The following is a 23,149-nucleotide window of genomic DNA, read 5'->3' as shown; positions in this document are numbered from 1 at the left end:
GATTCATCCTACGCAGTCGGCGCTGGCACGGAAACGCACAGCAACGCACAATGGCTGTGCCAAATCCGCATAAGCACTGGATTGATTCATGAACCCCAATCAATTGACCGAGCAGCTCGGGTTGTTTCTCGACGTGCTTGAGAGCGGCAGCTTTTCTGCCGCTTCACGCCGACACCCGCTGACGCCTTCCGCTGTCGCCAGGCGCATCGATAGTCTGGAAAGCGCTGTCGGCAGCCAGTTGTTTATCCGCAGCACCCATGCAGTGCGAGCGACGCCGGCCGGTCTGGCATTTGCCGAACGGGCGCGGCGAATCGTTGCCGAGCTGCAACTGGCCCGCGCTGAAGCGGTGTCGCTGAGCAGTGCGCCGGAAGGTCTGATTCGAGTAGATGCTCCGGCAGCGTTCGGGCGACGGCATCTTGCACCGGTGATTGCCGATTTTCTGGTGCTGTATCCGGGACTCGATGTGCAGTTGCATCTGATCGACAGCTTCGTCGACATGGGCGGCTCGAACCTGGGCAAGGTCGATCTGGTACTGCGTGCCGGGCAAATGGCCGACACCCGACTGGTCGCCACCCCGTTGGCGAGCATGGTGCGCATCGCCTGTGCCAGTCCAGGCTATCTCAAGCGTCGTGGCGTACCGGGCGACCCCGCTCAATTGGGCGAACATGACGGCCTCGATTGGGACGGCCTCGCTCCGCCCTTCGCTTGGCGTTTCGAACGGGAAGGACAGATGCAGTTGCACCGACCGGCGCGTATCCGCATGAGTGCCAATAACGCCGAGGCGCTGGTCTGCGGTGCGCTCGCGGGACTTGGTATCGCACACTTGCCGACCTGGCTGGCCAGTGAATACCTGTTGCGTGGCGAGTTGCTGCCGCTGTTCTGCGAAAACGGCCTGCCGAAACCGGAGAGCAGCGGCATCTATGCGCTGCGCCTGGAACAGCAGGCCAGTTCCCGCAGCCGCCTGCTGCTGGAGTACCTCAAGACCCGCTTCAGTCCCGTGCCGCCATGGGATCTGGCGCTGCAACGGGAGCTGGGCCGACAGTGATCGAGCCGTCATCGCCACAATTATCTGGCGCATTAAAGATTCGAGCGCTAGATTCAACTGCATTACCGTTCAAGGCACCCACATGACCACCGATCGCAACACCACCGATATCTGCGAAGAACTGCTGCTCGATAATCAGGCCTGCTTTGCCCTGCATTCCACTTCGCTCATGATGACCAAGGTCTACAAGCCACTGCTGCAAGCGCTTGGACTGACATATCCGCAATATCTGGCGATGATGGTGCTGTGGGAAAAGGATGGCCTGACCGTCGGCGAAATCAGCACGCGCCTGCTGACGGATCCTGGTTCCCTGACACCCCTGCTCAAGCGTCTGGAAGGTGAAGGCTTACTGAGCCGGACCCGCAGTCGCGAGGATGAACGGGTGGTGATCGTCGAGCTGACTGCACAGGGACGCGCGCTGAAAGACAAGGCTCGAACCGTTCCGCCATGCATCCTGGGCGCCAGTGGCTTCACGCTGGAACGCCTGCAAAACCTGCAAGCCGAGTTGCAGGCCTTGCGTGGTCATCTGCAGGACAGCCTGATTTAAGCATCCCCTTCCCTGCAGGAGCAGCCTCGCAACTGCAGGGAATCGCATTTTTCTCTGCCTTACCCCTCCCCCGAAATTTTTTTCTCTCGTTCTTCTATCAAAAAAACCTTTTATATCAAAAGGTTGAGATTTAATCCCGAGCTGATCCACGTCTTGTTTCCATGCTTCTTAAAAAAATATCTTGCGCACTAAATATTAGCGAAGTACATTTATCTCGCACCTAGTTAGCGCGCAAACAATTAGCGCAACAAATCACACTTGATGAGGCTCACACCATGCAAACTCTCTACACCGCAATCGCAACTTCCACCGGCGGCCGTGACGGTCGTGCGATCTCCAGCGACAACATCCTCGACGTCAAACTGGCCACCCCTAAAGAACTCGGCGGTGCCGGCGGCGCGGCCACCAACCCTGAGCAACTGTTCGCCGCCGGTTACTCGGCCTGCTTCATCGGCGCGCTGAAATTCGTCGCCAGCCAGACCAAACGCAAAATCCCGGACGACTCGTCGATCACCGCTCACGTCGGCATCGGCCAGATTCCTGGCGGTTTCGGTCTGGACATCGACCTGCACATCAGCCTGCCGGGCCTGGAACAGGCTGACGCGCAAAGCCTGGTCGACGCTGCGCACCAGGTCTGCCCGTACTCCAACGCCACTCGCGGCAACGTCGATGTACGCCTGCACGTAACCGTGTAAGTGGCCCGAAAGCAAAAATTGCAGGCATAAAAAAACCCGACACACAGGTCGGGTTTTTTTATGCGACTCGGCAGAAGAATTACTTCTTGCTGCGGCTCTTGAAAGAACCGTCGCGGGTGTCGATATCGATCCACTCGTCGATTTCGATGAAGTCGGCAACCTGGACTTCAGTACCGTTCGCCAGCTTGGCAGGCTTCATGACTTTACCGGAGGTATCGCCGCGAGCAGCGTTTTCGGTGTAGACAACCTGACGGCTGATGGTAGTCGGCAGTTCTACCGATACCACTTTCTCTTCGTACATGGTCAGGGCGCAAACGTCCTGCATGCCTTCTTCGATGTACGGCAGAACGGCTTCGATGTCCTCGGCGTTCAGTTCGTACATGGTGTAGTCAGTGGTGTCCATGAACGTGTAGGCGTCACCGCTGATGAAGGACAGGGTCACTTCCTTGCGGTCGAGGATCACGTCGTCCAGTTTGTCGTCTGCAAAGTAAACGGTTTCAGTCTTGTAACCGGTCAGCAGGTTCTTCAGCTTGGTCTTCATGATCGCGCTGTTGCGACCCGACTTGGTGAATTCAGTTTTCTGAACCAGCCAAGGATCGTTGTCGATACGCAGCACGGTACCAGGTTTGAGTTCTTTACCAGTTTTCATTGCGAATATCCGAATTTGGATGGGATGTACAAAAATCTAGGCCGCGTATCATAGCCAATTTCGGTAAAAATGTACCAGCGCCGTCGCAAGATCGGCTTGCAAGGCTTGTTCCAGAGACCATGCTTCGGCGTGTGATTGCAACTGCGACCAGTGCTCACGAACCGCGAGCCAGTGCTGCCCGACCGGCTGGCCACTGCACCATGCACGCCAGAAACCGCTCGTCGCATCGGCCGCTGCGGGTGAAAGAGCTTGCGTATACAGGGCCAGGAAGGCATCGAGCTTGTCCATGTGGATGTCTTCATCCTGCTGGTAGATGTGCCACAGCATCGGTCGCCCCGCCCATTGCGCCCGAACGAAAGAGTCCTCGCCACGTACCGCGTTGAAATCGCAGCACCACAACAGGCGATCGTATTGATCCTGATGGATGAACGGAACGACCTGTACGGTGAGCGCCCCACGAATCTGCAGGTCCCCCGCTTTCAGCGACTCCACCTCCAGCCAGCGGGCGACATCACCGACAATCCGCCCTTCCGGCACCAACAGATGAGTGGGTGACACATCGGCAGCCAGCACATCCAGCCAACTGGCCAGGCCCGGGTTCTCGTAGGCGAACAGCGAAATCAATAGCGCGTCGGATGCAGGCGTAATTCCCAGCCCTTGCAGGAATTGCCTCTGCGACGCGTGATCACGTTGAAATGCCTGACGCTGCTCGATCAGATTGTGCTCGCGCAGCAATCCGCCGGTATCCGGTTGGAACCCGGGAAAAAAGAAATAGCGCTGCACCGATTTGTATTTCACCGAGGGTAAACGGTGACATCCGACAACCCAGTCTTCGGCGCTGAGATAGTCGAGGTTCAACCACAACGGACACTGTTCGCGTTCAGCCATGGTATCCATGTATCGAGTCGGCAACTGACAGGCAAACGCAGCGATCACCACGTCGGCGGCATCCGTTTCCGGCCACTCTGTCGGCCAGTGCCGGACCTCGACACCCTGCTGCCATTGCGCATCGAGACTGATGTCGAGTTCCGGGCAAATACGTTCGAACGCACGCAGATCATCGACCCACAGCCGCACCGCCAGCGCATGCTCGGCCACCAGTTGCCGGGCCAGGCGCCAGGTCACCCCGATGTCGCCGTAGTTGTCGACCACGGTGCAAAAGATGTCCCAGCGGGTTTTCGGTTGCGGCATTCAAGACTCCCGTTGGCAAAAGCGATGATTGTCCGCATAAATGTCCGGGTACAGAAGAGCCGACGGCGATTAATCTTCGTGCGACAATCGCATTCGCCCGCAATCATCCGCCAGGAGGCAGCCATGCCCTACCGCCCTAACCCGCGTCGCCCCTTGCCTGTTCAGCTTAGCGCGCTGCAATTGACCGGCAGCATTGCCTTGGGCCTGTGGCTGGGTTTCCTGGCCATCGCGCTGACTTGCTGGCTCGCTTCGATGTTGTTCAGCCGTCAATTGCAACCAGTGGCGGATGCAGTGCAACAACTGAGCAAGCCTGCGGTAGCCGCCCAGCCGCAGCCAGAGCCCGAGCCGCAAAACCGCCTGTTCGAGCAGTACGAGGAAAACCTGCGCAAGAACGAACAGCAGAATCGCCTGGATCAGGCTCGCAGCAGCACGCGCAACCAGTCGAACCCTAAATGCCAGTTCTGGCTCCAGCAGGATCAGACCGCACCGAGCGAAAAGAGCCGCGCCAACGTCCTGCAATTCTGCGATTGATCATGAACAAGCACACGGTCCACCAACTGATTATCGACAAGCTGCGCGGTGATCTCGAGATCGCCGAACGCGCTGCGTTGACAGCTTACGAAACCGCGACTCACGAAGAGAACATTGCGGAGAACAAGTACGACACCCTCGGACTCGAGGCGTCTTATCTGGCAGCCGGACAAGCAAAGCGGGTCGAGGAAATCCGCCAGTCACTGGCGCTGTGCCAGAACCTGACACTGCGAGCGTATGACGAACGACGCGGTATCGAGCTCGGCGCCTTGCTCGGCCTAGAAGACGAAAAGGGCCGCGAACAATGGCTGTTTCTGGCGCCTGACGCGGCGGGCCTGAAAGTCGACGTGGTGGGTCAGCCGATCACCGTCATCACTCCGCGCTCGCCGCTGGGCAAAAGCCTGCTGGGCAAGCTCGAGGGCGATGAGGTTGAAATTCTGGTGGCCGGCACCCGGCAACAATTCGCTGTCACCGAGGTGCTGTAGAGGAACTCAGTGGACGGGCAGTTCGACGCCTTCGAACAGCTCTTCCAGTTCCTGCTTGTTGTGGCACTGAATGGCCTTGGCCATCACTTCACGGGTCAGGTGCGGTGCGAATTTCTCGATGAAGTCGCACATGAAGCCGCGCAGGAAGGTACCGCGACGGAAACCGATCTTGGTCACGCTGGATTCGAACAGTTCGCTGGCATCGAGCACCACCAGGTCGTTGTCGAGTTTGGTATCGACGGCCATTTTGGCCACGATGCCCACACCCAGCCCCAGGCGCACATAGGTCTTGATCACGTCGGCGTCGGCAGCGGTGAACACCACTTTCGGTGTCAGGCCGCGATGGCTGAAGGCTTCGTCGAGTTTCGAACGGCCGGTGAAACCGAACACGTAAGTCACGATCGGGTATTCGGCCAGCGCTTCGAGGGTCAGCTTCGGCAATCGGGTGAGCGGGTGGCCCTGAGGCACCACCACGCAACGGTTCCAGCGGTAGCACGGCATCATCACCAGATCGCCGAACAGCTCCAGCGCTTCGGTGGCGATGGCGAAATCCACGGTGCCATCAGCGGCCATTTCGGCGATCTGCATCGGCGAACCCTGGTGCATATGCAGCGCCACATCCGGGTATTGCTTGATGAAATTGCTGATGACCGGCGGCAGTGCGTAACGCGCCTGGGTGTGGGTGGTGGCGATCGACAGGGTCCCCTTTTTCTCGTTGGAGAACTCCTGGGCAATCTGCTTGATGCTTTCAACCTTGCGCAGAATCTCGCCCGCGGTAGTGATAATGCGCTCGCCAGCCGGGGTGACGCGGGTCAGGTGCTTACCGCTGCGGGCGAACACTTCGACGCCCAGTTCGTCTTCCAGCAGGCGGATCTGTTTACTGATGCCCGGTTGCGAGGTGTAAAGGCTTTGGGCTGTAGCGGAAACGTTGAGGTCGTGGTGCGCCACTTCCCAGATGTAGCGCAATTGTTGAAGCTTCATATGTATCCCTCAAAGCAGGTAGACGCCACGGGCATCAGCGACGGTATATAACTATATTAATGGTTTGGAGAATAAATCTAGAACTTTTTATCAAAAGGCCATTATTCCTGCTTCAGCGATCCCCCCGACGCCGACGCTCCACCAGCGGCACCATGTAAACCGGCACCTTGGACAATTGCAGCAGGCGGGTCGCCGTGCGCCCCAATGGTGTTTCCGCCCCGACCCCGTGGCTGTGACTTCCTACGATCAGCAAATCGACGGAGAGTTTCTGGACCTGGTCGAGAATCACCTGCGACGGATCGCCCTGCAGCACCCGCACTGAACGAATCCTTTGCAGATCCTGCTCGCCCTCGTCCCCCAGTTCTTCGCGAAAGCTGTCGAGTACCCGCTGCTCGATATTGGCAATTACAGTCTGCAGCCCCTGACGTTGAAATTCGCTCAACGACTGCTCGTCGAGATAACTCTGCAATACCGATTCGGCGAACAGCCCCAAGGGCTCCACCGCGTGCACCACATGCAAGTCGGCATCAAACGTTCGAGCCATCGCCAGGGCATGCTGCATCACTAATGGTGCGTACAGACCGAGGTCAGTGGCATACAGCATCGAATGAATCATATGACCTCCTTGCAAGCCAACATGGCGGAGACTTGATTCAGCTTAGCAGTGCCTTGGCGAGTACGACGGTCAGCGCAACGTCTTGAAGCAGGAGGGCTTCAGACCGCCGGTTCGTTGCTGATGCCATGGGGGACATGGCCGGTTGCGACCACTTCGCGAGCCAGTTCGCAATGACCGGTCTGATCGTCGAAGAACACATCGGCAGCAAAAGCTTCGAGGAAGGCAGATTTGGTCAGACCGCCCAGGAACAGCGATTCGTCCAGCCGGATGTCCCACTCGCGCAAGGTGCGGATCACCCGCTCATGGGCCGGTGCCGAACGCGCCGTGACCAGGGCGGTACGGATCGGACATGCGTCGTCAGGGAACTCACGCTGCAACAGATTGAGCGCCGCCAGGAAGCCTTTGAACGGTCCGCCGCGCAACGGCTCGCGAGCGGACTCACGCTCTTTGGCCTGAAAGGCTTCCAGGCCTCCGGACTGATAAACCCGCTCCGACTCGTCGGAAAACAGCACCGCGTCGCCGTCGAACGCGATGCGTAATTCATCGCTGGCGGCACGGCTGGCGCCACCGGAAAGAATAGTCGCCGCTGCGAATCCGTTGTCCAGCGCCGATCGCACGTCTTCGGCATGGGTGGAAAGAAACAGGTCGCAGCCGAACGCCTTGAGATACGGATAGGGACTGCGCCCGCCGACAAATGCCGCTCGGGAAATCGCCAGGCCGTAATGATCGATCGAGTTGAACACCCGCAGACCGGTGTCGGCACTGTTGCGCGACACCAGAATCACCTCGACCCTGGCACGGCCGAGGTGAGCGTTGAGTTTCAGGAGTTTCTCCACCAGCGGAAAGGCATCGCCCGGCGCAAGGACTTCATCTTCGTGTTCGATCTGATATTGCCGATAGGCCTCAACGCCACTCGACAGGTACACCTTGTGGCTCTCGCTCAGGTCGAACAGGGCACGGGACGAAATCGCCAGCACCAGTTTGTCATCGATGTTCTTGGCCATGTCTTTCCCCCAATTCCCTCAACGAATCGACTCAGGTGTTACGCCGGTCGATGAATCCCAACGTGCGATACAGCGCCTCGATACGTGGCAGTTCACAGCCTGCCGCTTTTGCCGCCGTTAAAGGTCGAGCGTAGATGGCGTCCAGCTCCAGCGGTCGCTTGTGCAGAAAATCGTGATACATGCTCGGCCAATAGTCGGGCATCTTCTCGGTCATCATGAACAGGTATTCGGCGTAACCGGGCGGCATGTCATGCCCGCAGGCCTTGGCGCCCTGCACCACTTCGGCCATCAGCGCCTGGATCAATGCGCGGCTGTCGGCGTCGGCCATCAGCGGTGTCGTGCTCGCCCCGAGCAGCACCGAAAGACCGTTGTAAGGAATGTTCCAGACCAGTTTCTGCCAGCGCGCCTGATGCAGGTTCGGCATGGCCTGGGAGTCGATACCGGCGGTGCGGAACAGGCCGACGCCCTCTTCGACGATTGCCATGCGCGCCGATTCATCGGCTGCGGGACCGCTGTGATAACCGACGTTGACTGCACCGAGCGCCTGATGAGTGATCTGCCCCGGGCCGTCGCGATGAACGCAAATCAGGCACAACCCGCCCAGCAAATGCAGGGACTCGGGCAACAACGCCCGCAAACTGTCTTCGACATCCAGACCATTTTGCAGCACCAGCACCCTGGCACCGGATTTCGCCGCCTGAATGATCGATGGCGCAAGCCCCGCATTACTGGTGGTCTTGGCGCCGACCAGCAACCAGTCACAGGGTGGCATGTCCTCAGCCGACGAATACGCTTGCACCGGGTTCAGCGTCAGTGAGCCATGTACCGCGCTGTTCACCTGTAAGCCCCGCTCTGCGACCGCGGAAAATTCGCTGCGCAGCAAAAAGTGCACATCAAACCCGGCCCGCGCCAGCATCAAGCCGTAAAACCCTCCGATTGCACCGGTGCCGATAATCCCCACCACCGGTTTATTCGCTGCTCCCATCACGGCAACTCCTCTGCAATTCGACCCAACGCTTGGGCCACCGCTGCATTCAGATCAGTGGCATTCAGGCGCGTGTGTACTGCCCCAAAGAACTTGCCGTCGCGCACCACGAACAGCGCCGGCAAATGAAAGACCTGATAACGCTCCACCAGACCGCCGTTGTTGCCCGCGTCGATCCAGCACAGACGATCGATCGCCAGATCCAGTCCGGGCAAGACTTCGCGGGCATAACGACAACTGGCGCAACCGACACTGATGAAGATCACCAGCGAAACGCCGTTCATCGCCAGCAGCCGTTGGTCGGCGTCGAAATCGGTCAGCTCCGATTCGAACACTATACTGGGGGAAACAATGTCAGATGGCCGACACAGGGAGTCTGTGCTCATGGGACGGTTTATTCCTCATCCGGATGATGTGCCCGTCGAATTGACGTTGCTCAAACCTGAGTGTATTTCGCGACAACAGCTGCACACTATCAGCCTCGGCGGCATCGCTTGCAATTATCACCGTGCCTGGCGCCACGGCACTGCGCTGCAGGTGCGAATGCCGACCCTCAATGCCGATATCTGTTATCCGGGATATGTGGCCTGGTGCCTGCGGCGCAAGAAAGGCTATCTGGTGGGCATCGCCTTCACCGACGAACAGTCCCTGTTCAGTGCGAGAATGGGTGAGCAGGTATGCCAGATCGAGCGCTACTGCCGCCTCAACGACGCCCATGACGATCTCCAGGACATTCAGGCGCTGGCGCTGCAATGGGTCGAACAGCACGCCGACGAGTTCTCCCACGACACCGTTCGCAAGGCTTTTGCACAACCTGTGCTGGACTGAACAGTTACTTGCCCATTGTCGACAGGCGCCCGACGCGCTAAGGTTCGGCTCCCCGACGCGCTCAAATCTGCTGTGCTCCGCCGCGCGGGGATCGCTGGCGGCCGGCATCCGTGACCTGACGAGTAAACGATGGCTGATTTACCGATCAACGACCTAAACGTCGCCTCCAACGAGACCCTGATCACTCCTGATCAGCTCAAGCGTGATATCCCTCTGAGCGACGCTGCCCTGCGCACCGTCACCAAGGGTCGCGAAGTCATCCGCAACATTCTCGATGGCACCGACCATCGCCTGTTCGTGGTCATCGGGCCTTGCTCGATTCACGACATCAAGGCCGCCCACGAATACGCCGACCGCCTGAAAGCACTGGCGGCGGAAGTCTCGGATACGCTGTACCTGGTCATGCGCGTGTATTTCGAAAAACCGCGCACCACGGTCGGCTGGAAAGGCCTGATCAACGATCCGTACCTGGACGACTCGTTCAAGATCCAGGATGGTCTGCACATCGGTCGCCAGTTGTTGCTGGACCTGGCCGAGAAAGGCCTGCCCACCGCCACCGAAGCCCTCGATCCGATCTCCCCGCAATATCTGCAGGATCTGATCAGCTGGTCGGCCATCGGCGCCCGCACCACAGAATCCCAGACCCATCGTGAAATGGCTTCCGGCCTGTCCTCGGCGGTCGGTTTCAAGAACGGCACCGACGGCGGCCTGACCGTAGCGATCAACGCCTTGCAGTCGGTTTCCAGCCCGCACCGTTTCCTCGGTATCAACCAGGAAGGTGGCGTGTCTATCGTCACCACCAAAGGCAACGCCTACGGCCACGTGGTATTGCGCGGCGGCAACGGCAAGCCGAACTATGACTCGGTCAGCGTCGCCCTGTGCGAGCAGGCGCTGAACAAGGCGAAGATCAAACCGAACATCATGGTCGATTGCAGTCACGCCAATTCCAACAAGGATCCGGCACTGCAACCGCTGGTGATGGAGAACGTCGCCAACCAGATCCTCGAAGGCAATCAGTCGATCATCGGCCTGATGGTCGAGAGCCACCTGAACTGGGGCTGCCAGGCGATCCCGAAAGACCTCGCCGACCTGCAATACGGCGTTTCGATCACCGATGCCTGCATCGACTGGGCGGCCACCGAAAACACCTTGCGCAGCATGCACGCCAAGCTCAAGGATGTTCTGCCGAAACGTCAGCGCAGCTGATCACGGTTTCACGGGCATAAAAAAAACGCCGGGCATTGCCCGGCGTTTTTTTGTGTGTTGCGAAATCATTCAGATCTTGGCGGTGCGCCGCTGATGACGCTCCATGTAGCGCTCCACATAGGAGCACGAGGGGATGACCGTGTAGCCCATTTCATCGGCGTATTGAAGTGCCCGCTCGGTCAGGGCTGCCGCGATGCCTCGGCCACGCAACGCATTGGGCACGAAGGTACGGTAGATATCCAGAGTCTGTTTCCCCAGATCCATATAGGTCAGGTAGGCACGATGACCGTCCACATTGGTCTCGAACTGATGACCAGCCTGGTCATGGTGGATGGACAACGCCTCGCTCATCACTACTCCTCGCGGGTCTCGAATCTGACCCCTACCTTACCGATGTTTTCCCGGCGAAGGAACATCTACGCCACCCCGTGCCTGATGGACACCGAGAAGAACCGCACCGATCTCGCGCAACCCGAGCACGTATCAAATAGTAGGCCCCAATGGCGAAAATGCTCAAGGCACACTCGTCATCAGGCTGATTGACGGGGCAGTTCCGGTGGATTCACGAGCGGTTCGGGAGAAGCTGCTCCCGCGTCGAAAGGTTGAACATCGCCGGATGTTGAGACTTAAGACGTACCGCCAGTTTTAAAGTCACCTGAACATGGACAAAGATAGGTGAACTGTCACGCAAAACCGGAACAAAAGTGTAGACGAATCCATATAGACGGGCACTCGCCAAGATGGGCGAAAGAGCACCTGGCAACGGGAACTTTTTCTCAATAACTCGCTCGCGTCGGACCTTACAGTTGAATATTTTTTATACAGCTACGCCAAAAGTTGCTCGAAAAAGAATCAACGCCTACAATTTTTTTTGCTTCTTGCCTTACGTCAGTTTACTTACTACAAGTAATGGGTAGTATGTACGCCGGCTATTTCCTCAATCGGAGGAGACAGCCACTTAATTGAAAGTCCTTGAAGGGGAACACGATGAACAACGTTCTGAAATTCTCTGCTCTGGCTCTGGCCGCAGTTCTGGCTACCGGTTGCAGCAGCGCATCGAAAGAAACCGAAGCACGTCTGACCGCTACTGAAGACGCAGCTGCTCGCGCTCAAGCTCGTGCAGACGAAGCATACCGTAAAGCTGATGAAGCTCTGGCTGCTGCTCAAAAAGCACAACAGACTGCTGACGAAGCAAACGAGCGTGCTCTGCGTATGCTGGACAAAGCCAGCCGCAAGTAATAATCCCTCGGGATTGTTATCAAGCCGACCCGTTTTGCGGGTCGGCTTTTTTTTGCCTGAAATTTTCTTCATGCAATAAAAAACCCGCCGACGCACAAGCATCGGCGGGCTCTGTTCCCGAGCTTACTGTTGCAGGTCGAACGGTGCGCTCGACGCGACAGGTGCCGAGGTATTCGGGCTGCCGATCTCAGTAGGCAAGCCGTCTTCCGCCGCCACCACATCACGTACCACATCCCAGTTCATGCGCAGGTTGTTGGTGATGTCGTCCCGCTTGAGCATCGCGTTGATCACCGCGGTGTGCTTGTCGACCACCGACGGGTTGCCCTTGTCGTCGATCGGCGTGTGCGCCTCCAGATAGACCTTGCCGCCGCTGCGACCGAACTTGTACGCATCGTTGATGATCCGCACCGAAGTCCCCACCGGCACCATGCTGGCCATCTCCAGCACGTTGTTGTTGAACATGCGGAAGCAACCGTGGCTGGTGCGCATGCCGATGCCGAACTTCTTGTTCGAACCGTGGATCAGGTAGCCCGGCGTGCCCAGCGTGAACTTGAACGGCCCCAGCGGATTGTCCGGACCGGCCGGCACAACGTTGGGTAACGGATCGCCATCGGCGGCGTGCTCGGCCTTGATCGACGCGGGTGGCGTCCAGGTCGGATTCGGCGTCTTGGCGGTGATCGTGGTATGGGCGATCGGTGAACCCCAACCTTCACGACCGATACCCAGCGGGAAGGTGTACACCACGTTCTTGCCTTTCGGGAAGTAGTAGAGACGGTATTCGGCCAGGTTGATCACGATGCCTTCGCGCGGGCCCGGCGGCAGGATGAAACGGGTCGGCAGGATCACCTCGGTACCGGCGCCCGGCAGCCACGCATCGACGCCCGGGTTGGCCGCAACCATTTCCGAATAACCCAGATCGTAAGTGGTGCCCAGATCGGCAAAGGTGTCTTCGTACTTGGCCTTGATCACTTGCACCTGGCCAATGATGTCCTCACCAGGCGGTGGCAGAGGAAACTCCAATGCGGCAACGGGACCGGCCACACACAGGGCGGCAAGAGACAGGCAGCGGGTGACGGCAGGAAAGCGCGGCAACATCCGGAAAATCCTTCGCAGATCGACAAGGGTATAGGAGCGCGATTGTACACCGCGCCTCGGGAATTCGGGGAGATGCGCCGATGGGCAGACGGCACTCTTCATGTTCGAGCCGCTACTGACTGCGAACCTGTGAACCTAGAGCTCGAAACGCAGCTCAGGCCAGATCGGTGAGGTCCCGCGCTTCTGCGATTCGAGAATCGCCCGGCACAGCGAACACAGGCGCTGATCCTGGAACACCCGGCGATCCACGCTCGACCAGCGCGGTTGCGCCGGCAACAGACTGCCACACAGGGTCCGGTCAACCGAACCACCGAGCTCCAGTTGACGGGTCACCAGATGCACCCGCACTTCCTGGCAGGCGAACAGATCCAACTGCTCGTCAGGCTCGATCAGTTGGTAGGCAAACAGGGACCAGGCAGGGCGCGGCATCGGGTGCTCCATTTAGGGGGGCGCAACATTAGCCGAAAGCCCGCCGCTAGAAAAGCCTCACAGCAGCGGTTTCAGTGTCGGCCAGACATTTTCCAGCAACTTGCCCTGGGCCCCGGCGGCCGGGTGCAGACCGTCGGCCTGCATCAACTCCGGGTGTCCGCCCACGCCCTCGAGGAAAAACGGCACCAGCGGGATCTTTTTTTCCTCGGCGAGTTTGCCGTACACCTGAGCGAAGGCATCGGTGTACCGCTTGCCGTAATTGGGCGGTAACTGCATGCCGAGCAGCAACACCTTGGCACCGGTCTGGCGGGAGCTGTCGATCATCGAAGCAAGATTTTGTTGCAATTGCGCAGGAGGCATTCCGCGCAGGCCATCGTTGCCTCCCAGTTCGAGTATCACCAGCTCAGGCTTGTGCTCTGCAAGCAGCGCCGGCAGCCGCGCCTGGCCTCCGGCACTGGTGTCGCCACTGATGGAAGCGTTGATCACTTTATCGTCAAAACCTTCGGACTTGAGCCGCTGCTCGAGCAACGACACCCACCCCGAGCGGGTATCCAGTCCGAAACCGGCGCTGATACTATCGCCAACGATCAGGACTGTACCCGCAGCTGCGTTCTGGACCATGCACATCAAGGCCAGGCCAGCACTCAAAAACCACACACGCATCGGATTCTCCATGGGCGCAAGCATTCTCACCGCGAAGAACCTTAGCAAAGTGGTTCCCAGCGCGGAAGGTGAACTGACCATCCTGCACGAACTCGGTCTGGAACTGAACAAGGGCGACAGCCTGGCCATCGTCGGCGCATCCGGCTCCGGCAAATCCACCCTGCTCGGCCTGCTTGCCGGCCTCGATCTGCCAAGCAGCGGCGAAGTCATCCTCGCCGGCCAGTCCCTGGGCAATCTCGACGAAGACCAGCGTGCGCGCATTCGCGCCGAACATGTGGGGTTCGTCTTTCAGTCATTCCAGTTGCTCGACAGTCTCAACGCCCTGGAAAACGTCATGCTGCCGCTGGAACTCGAAGGCCGCAAAGACGCCCGCAGTCGCGCCACCGAACTGTTGCAGCGCGTCGGCCTTGGCCAGCGTCTGACCCACTCGCCGCGCCAGCTCTCCGGCGGCGAACAGCAGCGGGTGGCGATTGCCCGTGCGTTTGCCGCCGAGCCGGACGTACTGTTCGCCGACGAGCCCACCGGCAACCTCGACAGCCACACCGGCGAGCGCATCAGCGACTTGCTGTTCGAGATGAACAAGGAACGCGGCACGACACTGGTGCTGGTGACCCACGACGAACGCCTGGCCCATCGCTGCCGGCGCCTGATCCGACTTGAAGCCGGCCTGCTGGTCGCCCCTCTGGAGCCTTGATGGCACGCCTGCCGCTGTTGCGCCTGCTCAGTCTCGCCCTGCGCCAACTCATGCGCGACGCCCGCGCCGGAGAGTTGCGGGTGCTGTTTTTCGCCTTGCTGGTGGCCGTGGCGGCAAGTACCGCCATCGGCTACTTCGGTGCGCGCCTGAATGGCGCGATGACGTTGCGCGCCACCGAGTTTCTCGGTGCGGATCTGGTGCTCGAAGGCAGCTCTCCCGCACGACCGGAACAAATCAGGAGCGGCACCGATCTGCGCCTCGACCATGCGCAGATCGTTGAATTTTCCAGCGTCATCGCCACCGACAACGGCATTCAGCTGGCAAGCATCAAGGCTGTCGACCGTGCCTATCCGTTGCGCGGCGAGCTGAAAAGTGCACCCGCTCCCTTCGCTGCCGAAGAAGCGGGGGGCGAACCACAGCCGGGCGAAGCCTGGGTCGAATCGCGCCTGCTCACGGCGCTGGACCTGAAGATCGGCGACAGCATCGACGTCGGTATGAAAACGCTGAAGCTGACCAAGGTGCTGACGTACGAGCCGGATCGCGCCGGCAACTTTTACAGCCTGACGCCACGGGTGCTGATCAACCTCGACGACCTCGCGGCAACTGGCGTGGTCCAGCCCGGCAGCCGGGTGAGCTATCGCGATTTATGGCGTGGCGAACCCGGTGCGCTGGAAACCTATCGCCAACTGATCAAGCCGGGGCTCGCAGCCAATCAGCGGATTCAGGATGCCCGCGATGGCAACCGGCAGATTGGCGGCGCCCTGGGCAAAGCCGAACGCTATCTGAATATGGCCAGTCTGGTCGCCGTGCTGCTGGCCGGCGTGGCGGTGGCACTGTCGGCGAATCGCTTCGCCAGCCGTCGTTTCGATGCCAGCGCCCTGCTCCGCTGCCTGGGACTGTCCCGTCGGGAAACCATGGTTCTGTTCAGCCTGCAACTGGCGGTACTTGGCCTCTTCGCCAGCCTCGGCGGTGCCCTGCTTGGCTGGCTGGCTCAATTGGGTTTGTTCGCGCTGCTGCATGACTTGCTGCCGGCCGACGTACCACCGGGCGGCCTGCTCCCGGCGCTGGCGGGGATCGGCACCGGGCTGGTGGCACTGGCCGGTTTCGCCCTGCCACCACTGGCCGCATTGGGGCGCGTGCCGCCGCTACGGGTCTTGCGCCGGGACATGCTGCCGATCCCGTCCAGCACCTGGATGGTCTACGGCGCAGCGCTCGGAGCGCTCGGATTGATCATGTGGCGCCTGAGCCTGGATCTGTTGCTGACGTTTGCCTTGCTCGGTGGTGGCGTGGTCGCCGCCCTGATACTGGGCAGTCTGCTGCTGTTGCTGCTCAACAGCCTGCGTCGACTGCTGGCGCGTGCCTCGCTGCCATGGCGACTTGGCCTGGGTCAGTTGCTGCGCCATCCACTGGCAGCCGCCGGACAGTCACTGGCGTTCGGCCTGATCCTGCTGTCCATGGCGCTGATCGCATTGTTGCGCGGCGAACTGCTCGACACCTGGCAGAACCAGTTGCCGAAAAACGCCCCGAACTATTTCGCCCTGAACATCCTGCCGGCAGACAAACAGGCCTTCACCGATCACCTGATCAACGTCTCGGCCCGGGCCGCGCCGCTGTACCCGGTGGTACCGGGGCGGCTTATCAGCATCAACGGCGAAGCGGTGCAGCAGATCGTCAGCAAGGACTCGGCCGGCGACCGGGCGATACAGCGCGATTTGAGCCTGACCTGGGCGGCTGACTTGCCAGCGGGCAACAAGATCACAGCGGGTTCGTGGTGGAGCGGACAACCCTCGGACGAGGTTCCAGGGGTCTCGGTGGAAAGCAAGGTCGCCGAAAGCCTCAAGCTCAAACTTGGCGATCACCTGGTGTTTACCGTGGGCGGAGTGAACCGCGAAGCGAAAGTCACCAGCCTGCGCGAGATCAACTGGGACAACTTTCAGCCGAACTTCTTCATGATCTTCCAGCCCGGCACCCTGAAGGATTTGCCGGCGACCTACCTCACCAGCTTTTATCTGGCCCCCGGTCACGACCAGCAGATTGTCGAGTTGTCGCGAGCGTTTCCGGCCGTGACCATCCTGCAGGTCGAAGCCCTGCTCGAACAACTGCGCAGTATCCTCGCCCAGGTCACCCTGGCCGTGGAGTACGTGTTGTTGTTTGTGCTGGCGGCCGGGATGGCCGTGCTGTTTTCCGGGTTGCAGGCGACGCTTGATGAACGTATCCGCCAGGGCGCGCTATTGCGTGCACTGGGGGCGGAACGGCAGTTGCTGGTCAAGGCCCGGCGGATCGAGTTCGGCCTGTTGGGTGCGGTCAGCGGGTTGCTGGCGGCCATCGGTTCGGAGGTGGTGAGTCTGGTGTTGTATCGCTTCGCGTTCGACCTGCCCTGGCACCCGCACCCATGGTTGCTGGTGCTGCCGCTGATCGGTGCGGCCCTGATCGGCGGTGCCGGCGTGTTCGGCACCCGTCGGGCACTGAATGCAAGCCCGCTGACAGTGCTGCGCGAGGGTTGATAGACTCCAGACCTCATTACCACATGAAGTTGCCATGAGCCGTTATCGCCCTCCCCGCACCGCTGGCACCGCGCTGATCACCCCTGAAGGTGAAGCGCGGATGCGCGCCGAATTCCATGAGCTTTGGCATGTACGCCGCCCCCAGGTGACCCAGGCCGTCAGTGAAGCGGCAGCACAGGGTGACCGCTCGGAAAATGCCGAGTACACCTACGGCAAGAAAATGCTGCGCGAAATCGACAGTCGCGTGCGCTTTCTCACCAAGCGTCTTGAAGCACTGAAGGTCGTCAGTGAAAAACCGAGCGATCCGAACAAGGTCTACTTCGGCGCCTGGGTGACCATCGAAGACGAGGACGGCAAACAGTCGCGCTATCGAATTGTCGGACCGGATGAACTTGACCTGAAACTGGGCCTGATCAGTATCGACTCGCCGCTGGCCCGCGCCCTGATCGGCAAGGCGCTGGACGCTGAAGTACAGGTCCAGACGCCAACCGGCGAGCAATTCGTTTACATCGTGGCGATCGACTATCCCTGAGGCTCAGCGTCGGGCAATCAGGCCCTGACGTGCAACGCGGGTCAGCTGACGAATCATTTCCGGGGCGTCTTCAGCGCTGGGCGACTGAATCACCGCCAGGTCGAAGCTGTCATCGGCAAACCGCGCCAGCGACTCGCCGTCTTCTACAAACTGGATCAGGAACGCGGCAGGACCGCCGCTGCGACGCGGCCAGCCATCCAGATAACGCAACAGCGTCGGCTGGTGTTTGCCGCCAAGCAGGATCTTTGGGTTGCGCTGGGTGATATGTGCCGTGATCGGCGCGGGACGTGCTGGAGGGCGTAGTGCATTCATCGTGTCGTGTCTCTGCCTCAAAAGTCTGCATGGCAGGTGAGAGGCAACACCGAACCAGCGCTTTAGCGGTATTTCGAAGCCCTGTCCCGGCTTCTGACGGCAACTTAAGAATAGTCACCTGGCGCCCCGCAAGTAGCTGTTTAAATCGGCGCATGAGCGGCATCCTAGAGAACGTGACCGGCCAGTGTCAAGAATCGGCCGCAACAAAAAAGGCCCGCATGATGCGGGCCTTTTGCTTGAGCCAGAGCGGTCAGCCGGCGATGGCGCGATCCAGCGAAAGCTTGCCGGCACCTTCGATCAGCACCGCGATGCTGCCGCCGAGCAGCGCCAGAGCGAACTCGTATCCGTTGTTGGCCATGAACAGACCGTTGTGGATGTGCACCGAAAAGATCGCCACCAGCGACAGGAAGGTCAGGCCCAGTGCCGCCGGGCGAACCAGCAGACCGATGATCAATGCCAGACCGGCGAAAAACTCGGTACCGCCCGCCAGCGTCGCCATCAGGTAACCGGGAGTCAGGCCGACGCTTTCCATGTACTGGGCAGTGCCCGCCAGACCGTAGCCACCGAACAGACCGAAAAGTTTCTGCGAGCCGTGGGCCGCGAAGATCACACCGACAGCAATGCGCAGAAAGGTCAGGCCATAGCCGGCACGGGTAAACAGAACCTTGTTGATCAGAGTGCTCATGTTGCGTTTCCTTGTTGTCAGAAGTGCTTGTTGGTTGGCCGCCATATTAATCAGTTAAATTTATGTTAAAAGCGCAAATATTCCGCCATAACAATCAATTTATTTGATCATTTGCGTGAGACAACTTTCTGTCCCCGGGGCTCCAACGACTCCCGCTCCCGGTCGAACGCCAAGTAATACTTGTTCACACTATTAACATAGCTGACGGCGCCCATCCCCACCTGCTCCATGGCAATGCGCTCGACCTGGAAAAACCACTGATTAGGGTTCAAACCGCGGCGCCGGGCCTCGGCGCGCATCCCTTGCACACGCTCCGGGCCGATGTTGTAGGCAGCCAGCGTGAACGCCATGCGCTCACGCTCATTGAGCTTCGGACTGTTGAAGAACTTGCGGCGGATCATCGCCAGGTATTTGGCTCCGGCCTGCACATTCGCATCGAGATTCTGGATGTTGTTGACGCCGACCCGTTGCGCGGCGGACGGCGTGATCTGCATCAGCCCGGTCGGCCCGGCACCGCTGCGGGCAGCGGGTTGCAAAGCCGACTCCTTGAACGCCAGCGCGGCCAGATTGAGCCAGTCCATGTTCTGCGCCTCGGCATGTTTTTGCAGGGTCGGACGCAGTTTTTCCAGACGCTGTCGGTCAGCCTTGGCCAGCGGGTAGTGGACCTGATAGAGGCGACGATAGATTCGCAGAAACGCCGCATCTTCGTTTGACGGCGTCTTGTAGCCGGTGAGAAAGCGGTCGATGCTGGCCCGCAGCATCGAAGCATCGCGACGGACGAACCAGTACTCCTCGCCCGGTTCACTGATCGCCAACTGCCGGTCAAGACGCAGCCTGGGCAGGATCTTGCCCCAGCGCTCGGCAATCGGCTGCTCGACAATGGTCAGGTGGAAAATCCCGCCCTGGACCATTTCCAGCACGTCTTCGACCGCGAGCGTAGGGTCGACCCATTCGATCTTGATCGGCGCCAGTTTATGCAGCGCCAATTTCTGGTTGAGCTGGCTGACCGCCTCCCCCGCCGCACTGCCGGTTGGCAGGGCCAGAGTCTTGCCGGCCAGTTGCTCGACTTTGGTGTAGCGCTTCTCGCCCTTGATGCCCACCAGTACCAGCGGCACATTGCTGGCGATCGGTTCACTGCTGGCAACCGCGTGCCCCGGTTGCAGATCGAGCAGCTCGCCAGGCGCCACCAGATCACCTTCGCCCCGCTGCAACGCGCCGAGCAGTTGATCCTTGGCTTTGGGAATGATCTTGAGGGTGATTTCCTGGCCGTCGCGGGCGTGGCCGTTGAGGTACTGTTCGAAGGCGCGCAAGCGGTGGTACTCGACGCCGATGGTCTGCCCCTGGACTTCGCCGGAGCTGTTGCGGCTCTGGTTGACCAATACCCGCAACACACGGCTGCTGCGGATCTCGCTCAGGTCGCGAACCTTGGCGGACGGTACGGCTTGCAGTGGGCCGGGCAGGCGCGCGACCGCCGATATCGGCAGCAGCAACGAACCACACAGCAGGAGCAAAACCGAGGGACGAACCATCCACTCTCCGGAAAGATACGGGGCGTTTTTTTACCGCTGAACGGTCGAAAAACACCGACGAAACAGAGCGCCAGGAGCGCTGATAAAGTGCGAGAGACCGGCACAATGATGGCGACTGCGCCAATCCGTGCTGCCTCGCGGCCTCAACAGACAGTCATAAGCCGTTGTAGTTCTTGGCTTTTCTGATAAATCTACAGCTCTGATATGCTTTCCGGCCTTCGGCCCGAGGTAGCACCATGCAACTCATCGATATCGGCGTCAACCTGACCAACTCCAGTTTCGACGACAAACATCAAGCTGTGCTTGACCGCGCCTACGCCGCCGGAGTCTGCCAATTGGTGCTGACCGGCACCGCCGTCGATAGCAGTGAGCAGGCGCTGGAGTTATGCCGGCAGCTGGATCCGGACGGTCAGCGACTGTTCGCCACCGCCGGCATCCATCCGCATTCAGCCAGTGACTGGAACGCTGACAGCGCAGGGCGTCTGCGCAGTCTGCTGCTGGAGTCGAACGTGGTGGCCGTGGGTGAATGCGGGCTGGACTTCAACAGAGATTTCTCGCCGCGCCCACAGCAGGAAAGCGTCCTCGAAGAGCATCTGGCCCTGGCCGTCGAGCTGCAATTGCCGGTGTTCCTGCACGAACGTGACGCCAGCCAGCGTCTGCTGGACATCCTCCGAGACTTCCGCGACCGGTTGCCGGCCGCCGTGGTGCATTGCTTCACCGGCGATCAGAAAGCGTTGTTCAGCTACCTTGATCTGGACCTGCATATCGGTATCACCGGCTGGATCTGCGACGAGCGTCGCGGCACCCATCTGCATCCATTGGTGAAGGAAATCAAACGCGGTCGCCTGATGCTGGAAAGCGATGCGCCCTATCTGTTGCCACGGACACTGCGGCCAAAACCGAAAAATGGGCGAAACGAGCCGGCATACCTGACCGAAGTGTTGCGCGAAGTGGCATTGCATCGGGGTGAGACAGAAGAAGATCTGGCGACCCACACCACCGCCTGCGCTCGAGCCTTCTACGGTTTGCCTGCCCTGTCCTGAGCCCGGTCGAATCCACCACTCGTTGATGCACGTCAAGATCCGGGCACCTGAGTAGCGGCACAATGCTGGCACCTTGCCAAAACTGTTTCCGCTATCAGAGAAGACCTCCATGGGTGCCTGGCTTAGCAATATCTCGCTGAAATATAAATTCTGGGCGGTCAACGCGGTCGCCTTCGTCACCACCCTGTTGTTGGTCCTGTATGCCGTGCAGCTCGAACAACAGGCCCGCAGCCATGCCGCACAGGCGTCGGCACAGGCCCAGGCACAATTGATCAAAGCCTGGCCCGCAGGTCAGGCATTGCCCAGGGCCGATCAGGTACTGATCTTCAAACGCGGTGAAGCGCCGCGTCTCAACGATCAACCGCTGCTGGAAATCAGCGACGGCAGCGGCTGGATCGAGATCAACCATTTGCCCCTGTTTGGCGAAAATCCGCTGCTGGGTGCCGAGGTATTCGGCCGTGCCGATGACCAGCAAGTTGCGGTCATTGCTTACGCGCCAAGCCTGAGCCAGGTGTTCAGCGAGCGCTTCGCCAACTATGCGGTCGCGGTATTCATCCTCATGCTGGCGATGCTTGGCGCTTCGCAGTTGCTGATCCGCTTCCTGCTCAGCCAGCTCAATACGCTCAAGGACGTGATGCTGCATGTCGAAAAAACCGGCGACCTTTCGGCCCGGGTGCCGCTGGCCTGCAAGGATGAAGTCGGTCAGATGGCCAACGCCTTCAACGCGATGCAGGCTGGCTACCAGCGCGTGGTCACCACCGTGGCCAACACCGCGCGGCAACTGGACGTTGGCGCGGCGCGGCTGGCATCGAGCATGAACGAGGTGCGCCATGGCATGCTCGGTCAGCAGAGCGAAACCGATCAGGCAGCCACAGCGATCAATGAAATGACCGCCACCGTCTACCACATCGCCCAACACGCCGGCGCCACCCGTGACCTGTCGCAAACCGCCGACGGCCTGGCCGGCAGCGGTCAGCAAGTGGTTACCCGTGTGCAGCATTCGATCGCCGGTCTGTCCAGCGGTGTACAGCAGACTGCCGAGATGATCCAGCGCCTGGCCGAAGACAGTCAGAAAATCAATGGCGTGGTCAGCGTGATCCACAGCATCGCCGAACAAACCAATCTGCTGGCGCTCAATGCCGCCATCGAAGCGGCACGCGCCGGGGAGATGGGACGAGGATTCGCGGTGGTCGCCGACGAGGTGCGCAACCTTGCCAAGCGCGTGCAGACGTCTACCGATGAAATCACCACCATGGTGTCAGCGTTGCAGGCCGGTACCCGCGATGCAGTGGATTTCATGCAGGAGAGTTCGTACAAGGCCGACGACTGTGTTCAGCAGGCTCAAGAGGCCGGCGAAGCACTGGCTGAAATCACCGGGGCGGTGGCGCAGATGCGTGAGAGCAATACACAGATTGCCGTGGCCGCAGAGCAGCAAAGTCAGGTGGCGGAGGAAATGAACCGCGCTGTGGTGAGCATCCGCGATGTGACCGAGAACACCGTGCAGCAGACGGTGGACTCAGCGACCACCAGTAATGAACTGGCGACCCTGGCCGGTGAACTCAACAAGGCGATAGGTCAGCTGAAACTCTAGGGACAACATCAGGAATGACCATTGTCCCTATCGGCGCAATAGCCAACCTTGATTCGCCGCCCTGTCCGCC

At 59.9% G+C, this 23,149-nt stretch carries 27 protein-coding genes; 13 read left to right on the top strand and 14 right to left on the bottom strand.

Features of this window, described 5'->3' with window-relative positions:
- Window positions 1–88 precede the first annotated feature (88 nt).
- From ACK6BI_RS07870 to ACK6BI_RS07860, 3 genes are all read left to right on the top strand, one after another.
- The gene (locus ACK6BI_RS07870) at window positions 89–1,045 is read left to right on the top strand and encodes a LysR family transcriptional regulator (protein WP_409316604.1); all 957 of its coding nucleotides are present in this window, start codon (window positions 89–91) and stop codon (window positions 1,043–1,045) included.
- An 82-nt stretch (window positions 1,046–1,127) separates the two neighbouring features.
- Window positions 1,128–1,592, top strand: coding sequence for a MarR family winged helix-turn-helix transcriptional regulator (locus ACK6BI_RS07865; RefSeq protein WP_409316603.1), 465 nt, complete (start codon window positions 1,128–1,130; stop codon window positions 1,590–1,592).
- A 275-nt stretch (window positions 1,593–1,867) separates the two neighbouring features.
- The gene (locus tag ACK6BI_RS07860) at window positions 1,868–2,287 is read left to right on the top strand and encodes an organic hydroperoxide resistance protein (protein WP_085700029.1); all 420 of its coding nucleotides are present in this window, start codon (window positions 1,868–1,870) and stop codon (window positions 2,285–2,287) included.
- Window positions 2,288–2,366: 79 nt separating this feature from the next.
- Here ACK6BI_RS07860 and efp read toward each other — a convergent pair whose 3' ends face one another.
- Both efp and earP read right to left on the bottom strand, forming a co-directional pair.
- Window positions 2,367–2,936: an elongation factor P gene (gene efp / locus ACK6BI_RS07855; RefSeq protein ID WP_065257100.1), complete on the bottom strand. Its 570-nt coding sequence runs from the start codon at window positions 2,934–2,936 to the stop codon at window positions 2,367–2,369.
- Window positions 2,937–2,984: 48 nt separating this feature from the next.
- On the bottom strand, window positions 2,985–4,127 hold the full coding sequence (gene earP / locus ACK6BI_RS07850; protein WP_409316602.1) for an elongation factor P maturation arginine rhamnosyltransferase EarP: 1,143 nt from the start codon (window positions 4,125–4,127) through the stop codon (window positions 2,985–2,987).
- 123 nt (window positions 4,128–4,250) lie between these two features.
- On the opposite strand from earP, the gene ACK6BI_RS07845 reads away from it, so the two are divergent.
- Window positions 4,251–4,658: a hypothetical protein gene (locus tag ACK6BI_RS07845; RefSeq protein WP_409316601.1), complete on the top strand. Its 408-nt coding sequence runs from the start codon at window positions 4,251–4,253 to the stop codon at window positions 4,656–4,658.
- 2 nt (window positions 4,659–4,660) lie between these two features.
- On the top strand, window positions 4,661–5,143 hold the full coding sequence (locus ACK6BI_RS07840) for a transcription elongation factor GreAB (protein ID WP_409316600.1): 483 nt from the start codon (window positions 4,661–4,663) through the stop codon (window positions 5,141–5,143).
- 6 nt (window positions 5,144–5,149) lie between these two features.
- Here ACK6BI_RS07840 and cysB read toward each other — a convergent pair whose 3' ends face one another.
- The 5 genes from cysB to ACK6BI_RS07815 form a co-directional block, all read right to left on the bottom strand.
- On the bottom strand, window positions 5,150–6,124 hold the full coding sequence (gene cysB / locus ACK6BI_RS07835) for an HTH-type transcriptional regulator CysB (RefSeq protein WP_065257104.1): 975 nt from the start codon (window positions 6,122–6,124) through the stop codon (window positions 5,150–5,152).
- A 112-nt stretch (window positions 6,125–6,236) separates the two neighbouring features.
- Window positions 6,237–6,740 carry a universal stress protein gene (locus ACK6BI_RS07830; RefSeq protein WP_409316599.1) on the bottom strand — a complete coding sequence of 168 codons (504 nt, stop codon included), beginning with the start codon at window positions 6,738–6,740 and terminating at the stop codon, window positions 6,237–6,239.
- A 98-nt stretch (window positions 6,741–6,838) separates the two neighbouring features.
- Window positions 6,839–7,744: a 5'-nucleotidase gene (locus tag ACK6BI_RS07825; RefSeq protein WP_409316598.1), complete on the bottom strand. Its 906-nt coding sequence runs from the start codon at window positions 7,742–7,744 to the stop codon at window positions 6,839–6,841.
- Between the two features lie 31 nt (window positions 7,745–7,775).
- A complete protein-coding gene (locus ACK6BI_RS07820; protein ID WP_409316597.1) occupies window positions 7,776–8,729 on the bottom strand; it encodes a putative 2-dehydropantoate 2-reductase in 954 nt (317 codons plus the stop codon).
- A complete protein-coding gene (locus ACK6BI_RS07815) occupies window positions 8,729–9,115 on the bottom strand; it encodes a thioredoxin family protein (RefSeq protein WP_409316596.1) in 387 nt (128 codons plus the stop codon). The genes ACK6BI_RS07820 and ACK6BI_RS07815 overlap by 1 nt, the downstream gene beginning before the upstream one ends.
- Between ACK6BI_RS07815 and ACK6BI_RS07810 the strand changes: the two genes are divergently transcribed.
- Both ACK6BI_RS07810 and ACK6BI_RS07805 read left to right on the top strand, forming a co-directional pair.
- Complete coding sequence (locus tag ACK6BI_RS07810) at window positions 9,114–9,557, top strand: PilZ domain-containing protein (protein WP_065257109.1); 444 nt, start codon at window positions 9,114–9,116, stop codon at window positions 9,555–9,557. The genes ACK6BI_RS07815 and ACK6BI_RS07810 overlap by 2 nt on opposite strands.
- Before the next feature lie 129 nt (window positions 9,558–9,686).
- The gene (locus ACK6BI_RS07805) at window positions 9,687–10,763 is read left to right on the top strand and encodes a 3-deoxy-7-phosphoheptulonate synthase (RefSeq protein WP_108592466.1); all 1,077 of its coding nucleotides are present in this window, start codon (window positions 9,687–9,689) and stop codon (window positions 10,761–10,763) included.
- Between the two features lie 69 nt (window positions 10,764–10,832).
- Here ACK6BI_RS07805 and ACK6BI_RS07800 read toward each other — a convergent pair whose 3' ends face one another.
- On the bottom strand, window positions 10,833–11,114 hold the full coding sequence (locus ACK6BI_RS07800) for a GNAT family N-acetyltransferase (protein WP_007955658.1): 282 nt from the start codon (window positions 11,112–11,114) through the stop codon (window positions 10,833–10,835).
- 636 nt (window positions 11,115–11,750) lie between these two features.
- On the opposite strand from ACK6BI_RS07800, the gene oprI reads away from it, so the two are divergent.
- Complete coding sequence (gene oprI / locus ACK6BI_RS07795) at window positions 11,751–12,002, top strand: outer membrane lipoprotei OprI (RefSeq protein WP_025113130.1); 252 nt, start codon at window positions 11,751–11,753, stop codon at window positions 12,000–12,002.
- A gap of 123 nt (window positions 12,003–12,125) precedes the next feature.
- Here the strand turns inward: oprI and ACK6BI_RS07790 are convergent, their stop codons facing one another.
- The 3 genes from ACK6BI_RS07790 to ACK6BI_RS07780 form a co-directional block, all read right to left on the bottom strand.
- Window positions 12,126–13,097, bottom strand: coding sequence for a L,D-transpeptidase family protein (locus ACK6BI_RS07790; protein WP_260520447.1), 972 nt, complete (start codon window positions 13,095–13,097; stop codon window positions 12,126–12,128).
- Between the two features lie 135 nt (window positions 13,098–13,232).
- The gene (locus ACK6BI_RS07785; RefSeq protein WP_065257112.1) at window positions 13,233–13,526 is read right to left on the bottom strand and encodes a hypothetical protein; all 294 of its coding nucleotides are present in this window, start codon (window positions 13,524–13,526) and stop codon (window positions 13,233–13,235) included.
- A 57-nt stretch (window positions 13,527–13,583) separates the two neighbouring features.
- Complete coding sequence (locus ACK6BI_RS07780) at window positions 13,584–14,189, bottom strand: arylesterase (RefSeq protein WP_409316595.1); 606 nt, start codon at window positions 14,187–14,189, stop codon at window positions 13,584–13,586.
- Window positions 14,190–14,199: 10 nt separating this feature from the next.
- Between ACK6BI_RS07780 and ACK6BI_RS07775 the strand changes: the two genes are divergently transcribed.
- From ACK6BI_RS07775 to greB, 3 genes are read left to right on the top strand one after another with little or no spacing between them, the layout of a single operon-like run.
- Window positions 14,200–14,883 (top strand): ABC transporter ATP-binding protein, encoded by a 684-nt coding sequence (locus ACK6BI_RS07775; protein ID WP_065257114.1) that lies wholly within the window; start codon window positions 14,200–14,202, stop codon window positions 14,881–14,883.
- Window positions 14,883–17,387, top strand: a complete 2,505-nt coding sequence (locus ACK6BI_RS07770) for an ABC transporter permease (RefSeq protein ID WP_409316594.1) — start codon at window positions 14,883–14,885, stop codon at window positions 17,385–17,387. The genes ACK6BI_RS07775 and ACK6BI_RS07770 overlap by 1 nt, the downstream gene beginning before the upstream one ends.
- Before the next feature lie 34 nt (window positions 17,388–17,421).
- Window positions 17,422–17,919 carry a transcription elongation factor GreB gene (gene greB, locus ACK6BI_RS07765; RefSeq protein ID WP_409316593.1) on the top strand — a complete coding sequence of 166 codons (498 nt, stop codon included), beginning with the start codon at window positions 17,422–17,424 and terminating at the stop codon, window positions 17,917–17,919.
- A gap of 3 nt (window positions 17,920–17,922) precedes the next feature.
- Here greB and ACK6BI_RS07760 read toward each other — a convergent pair whose 3' ends face one another.
- The 3 genes from ACK6BI_RS07760 to ACK6BI_RS07750 form a co-directional block, all read right to left on the bottom strand.
- Complete coding sequence (locus ACK6BI_RS07760) at window positions 17,923–18,231, bottom strand: class I SAM-dependent methyltransferase (RefSeq protein ID WP_114884582.1); 309 nt, start codon at window positions 18,229–18,231, stop codon at window positions 17,923–17,925.
- A gap of 250 nt (window positions 18,232–18,481) precedes the next feature.
- The gene (locus ACK6BI_RS07755) at window positions 18,482–18,916 is read right to left on the bottom strand and encodes a DoxX family protein (RefSeq protein ID WP_409316592.1); all 435 of its coding nucleotides are present in this window, start codon (window positions 18,914–18,916) and stop codon (window positions 18,482–18,484) included.
- Between the two features lie 107 nt (window positions 18,917–19,023).
- Window positions 19,024–20,445 (bottom strand): transglycosylase SLT domain-containing protein, encoded by a 1,422-nt coding sequence (locus tag ACK6BI_RS07750; protein ID WP_409316591.1) that lies wholly within the window; start codon window positions 20,443–20,445, stop codon window positions 19,024–19,026.
- Window positions 20,446–20,681: 236 nt separating this feature from the next.
- Between ACK6BI_RS07750 and ACK6BI_RS07745 the strand changes: the two genes are divergently transcribed.
- Both ACK6BI_RS07745 and ACK6BI_RS07740 read left to right on the top strand, forming a co-directional pair.
- On the top strand, window positions 20,682–21,488 hold the full coding sequence (locus tag ACK6BI_RS07745) for a TatD family hydrolase (protein WP_409316590.1): 807 nt from the start codon (window positions 20,682–20,684) through the stop codon (window positions 21,486–21,488).
- A gap of 109 nt (window positions 21,489–21,597) precedes the next feature.
- Window positions 21,598–23,079: a methyl-accepting chemotaxis protein gene (locus tag ACK6BI_RS07740; protein ID WP_409316589.1), complete on the top strand. Its 1,482-nt coding sequence runs from the start codon at window positions 21,598–21,600 to the stop codon at window positions 23,077–23,079.
- Window positions 23,080–23,149: the final 70 nt, after the last annotated feature.

It is taken from the genome of Pseudomonas sp. KCJK9016 (assembly GCF_046231795.1).
Lineage (GTDB): Bacteria > Pseudomonadota > Gammaproteobacteria > Pseudomonadales > Pseudomonadaceae > Aquipseudomonas > Aquipseudomonas bananamidigenes.
The sequence above is the reverse complement of the archived record's forward strand: the minus strand, read 5'-3'. Positions and strand labels throughout refer to the sequence as shown.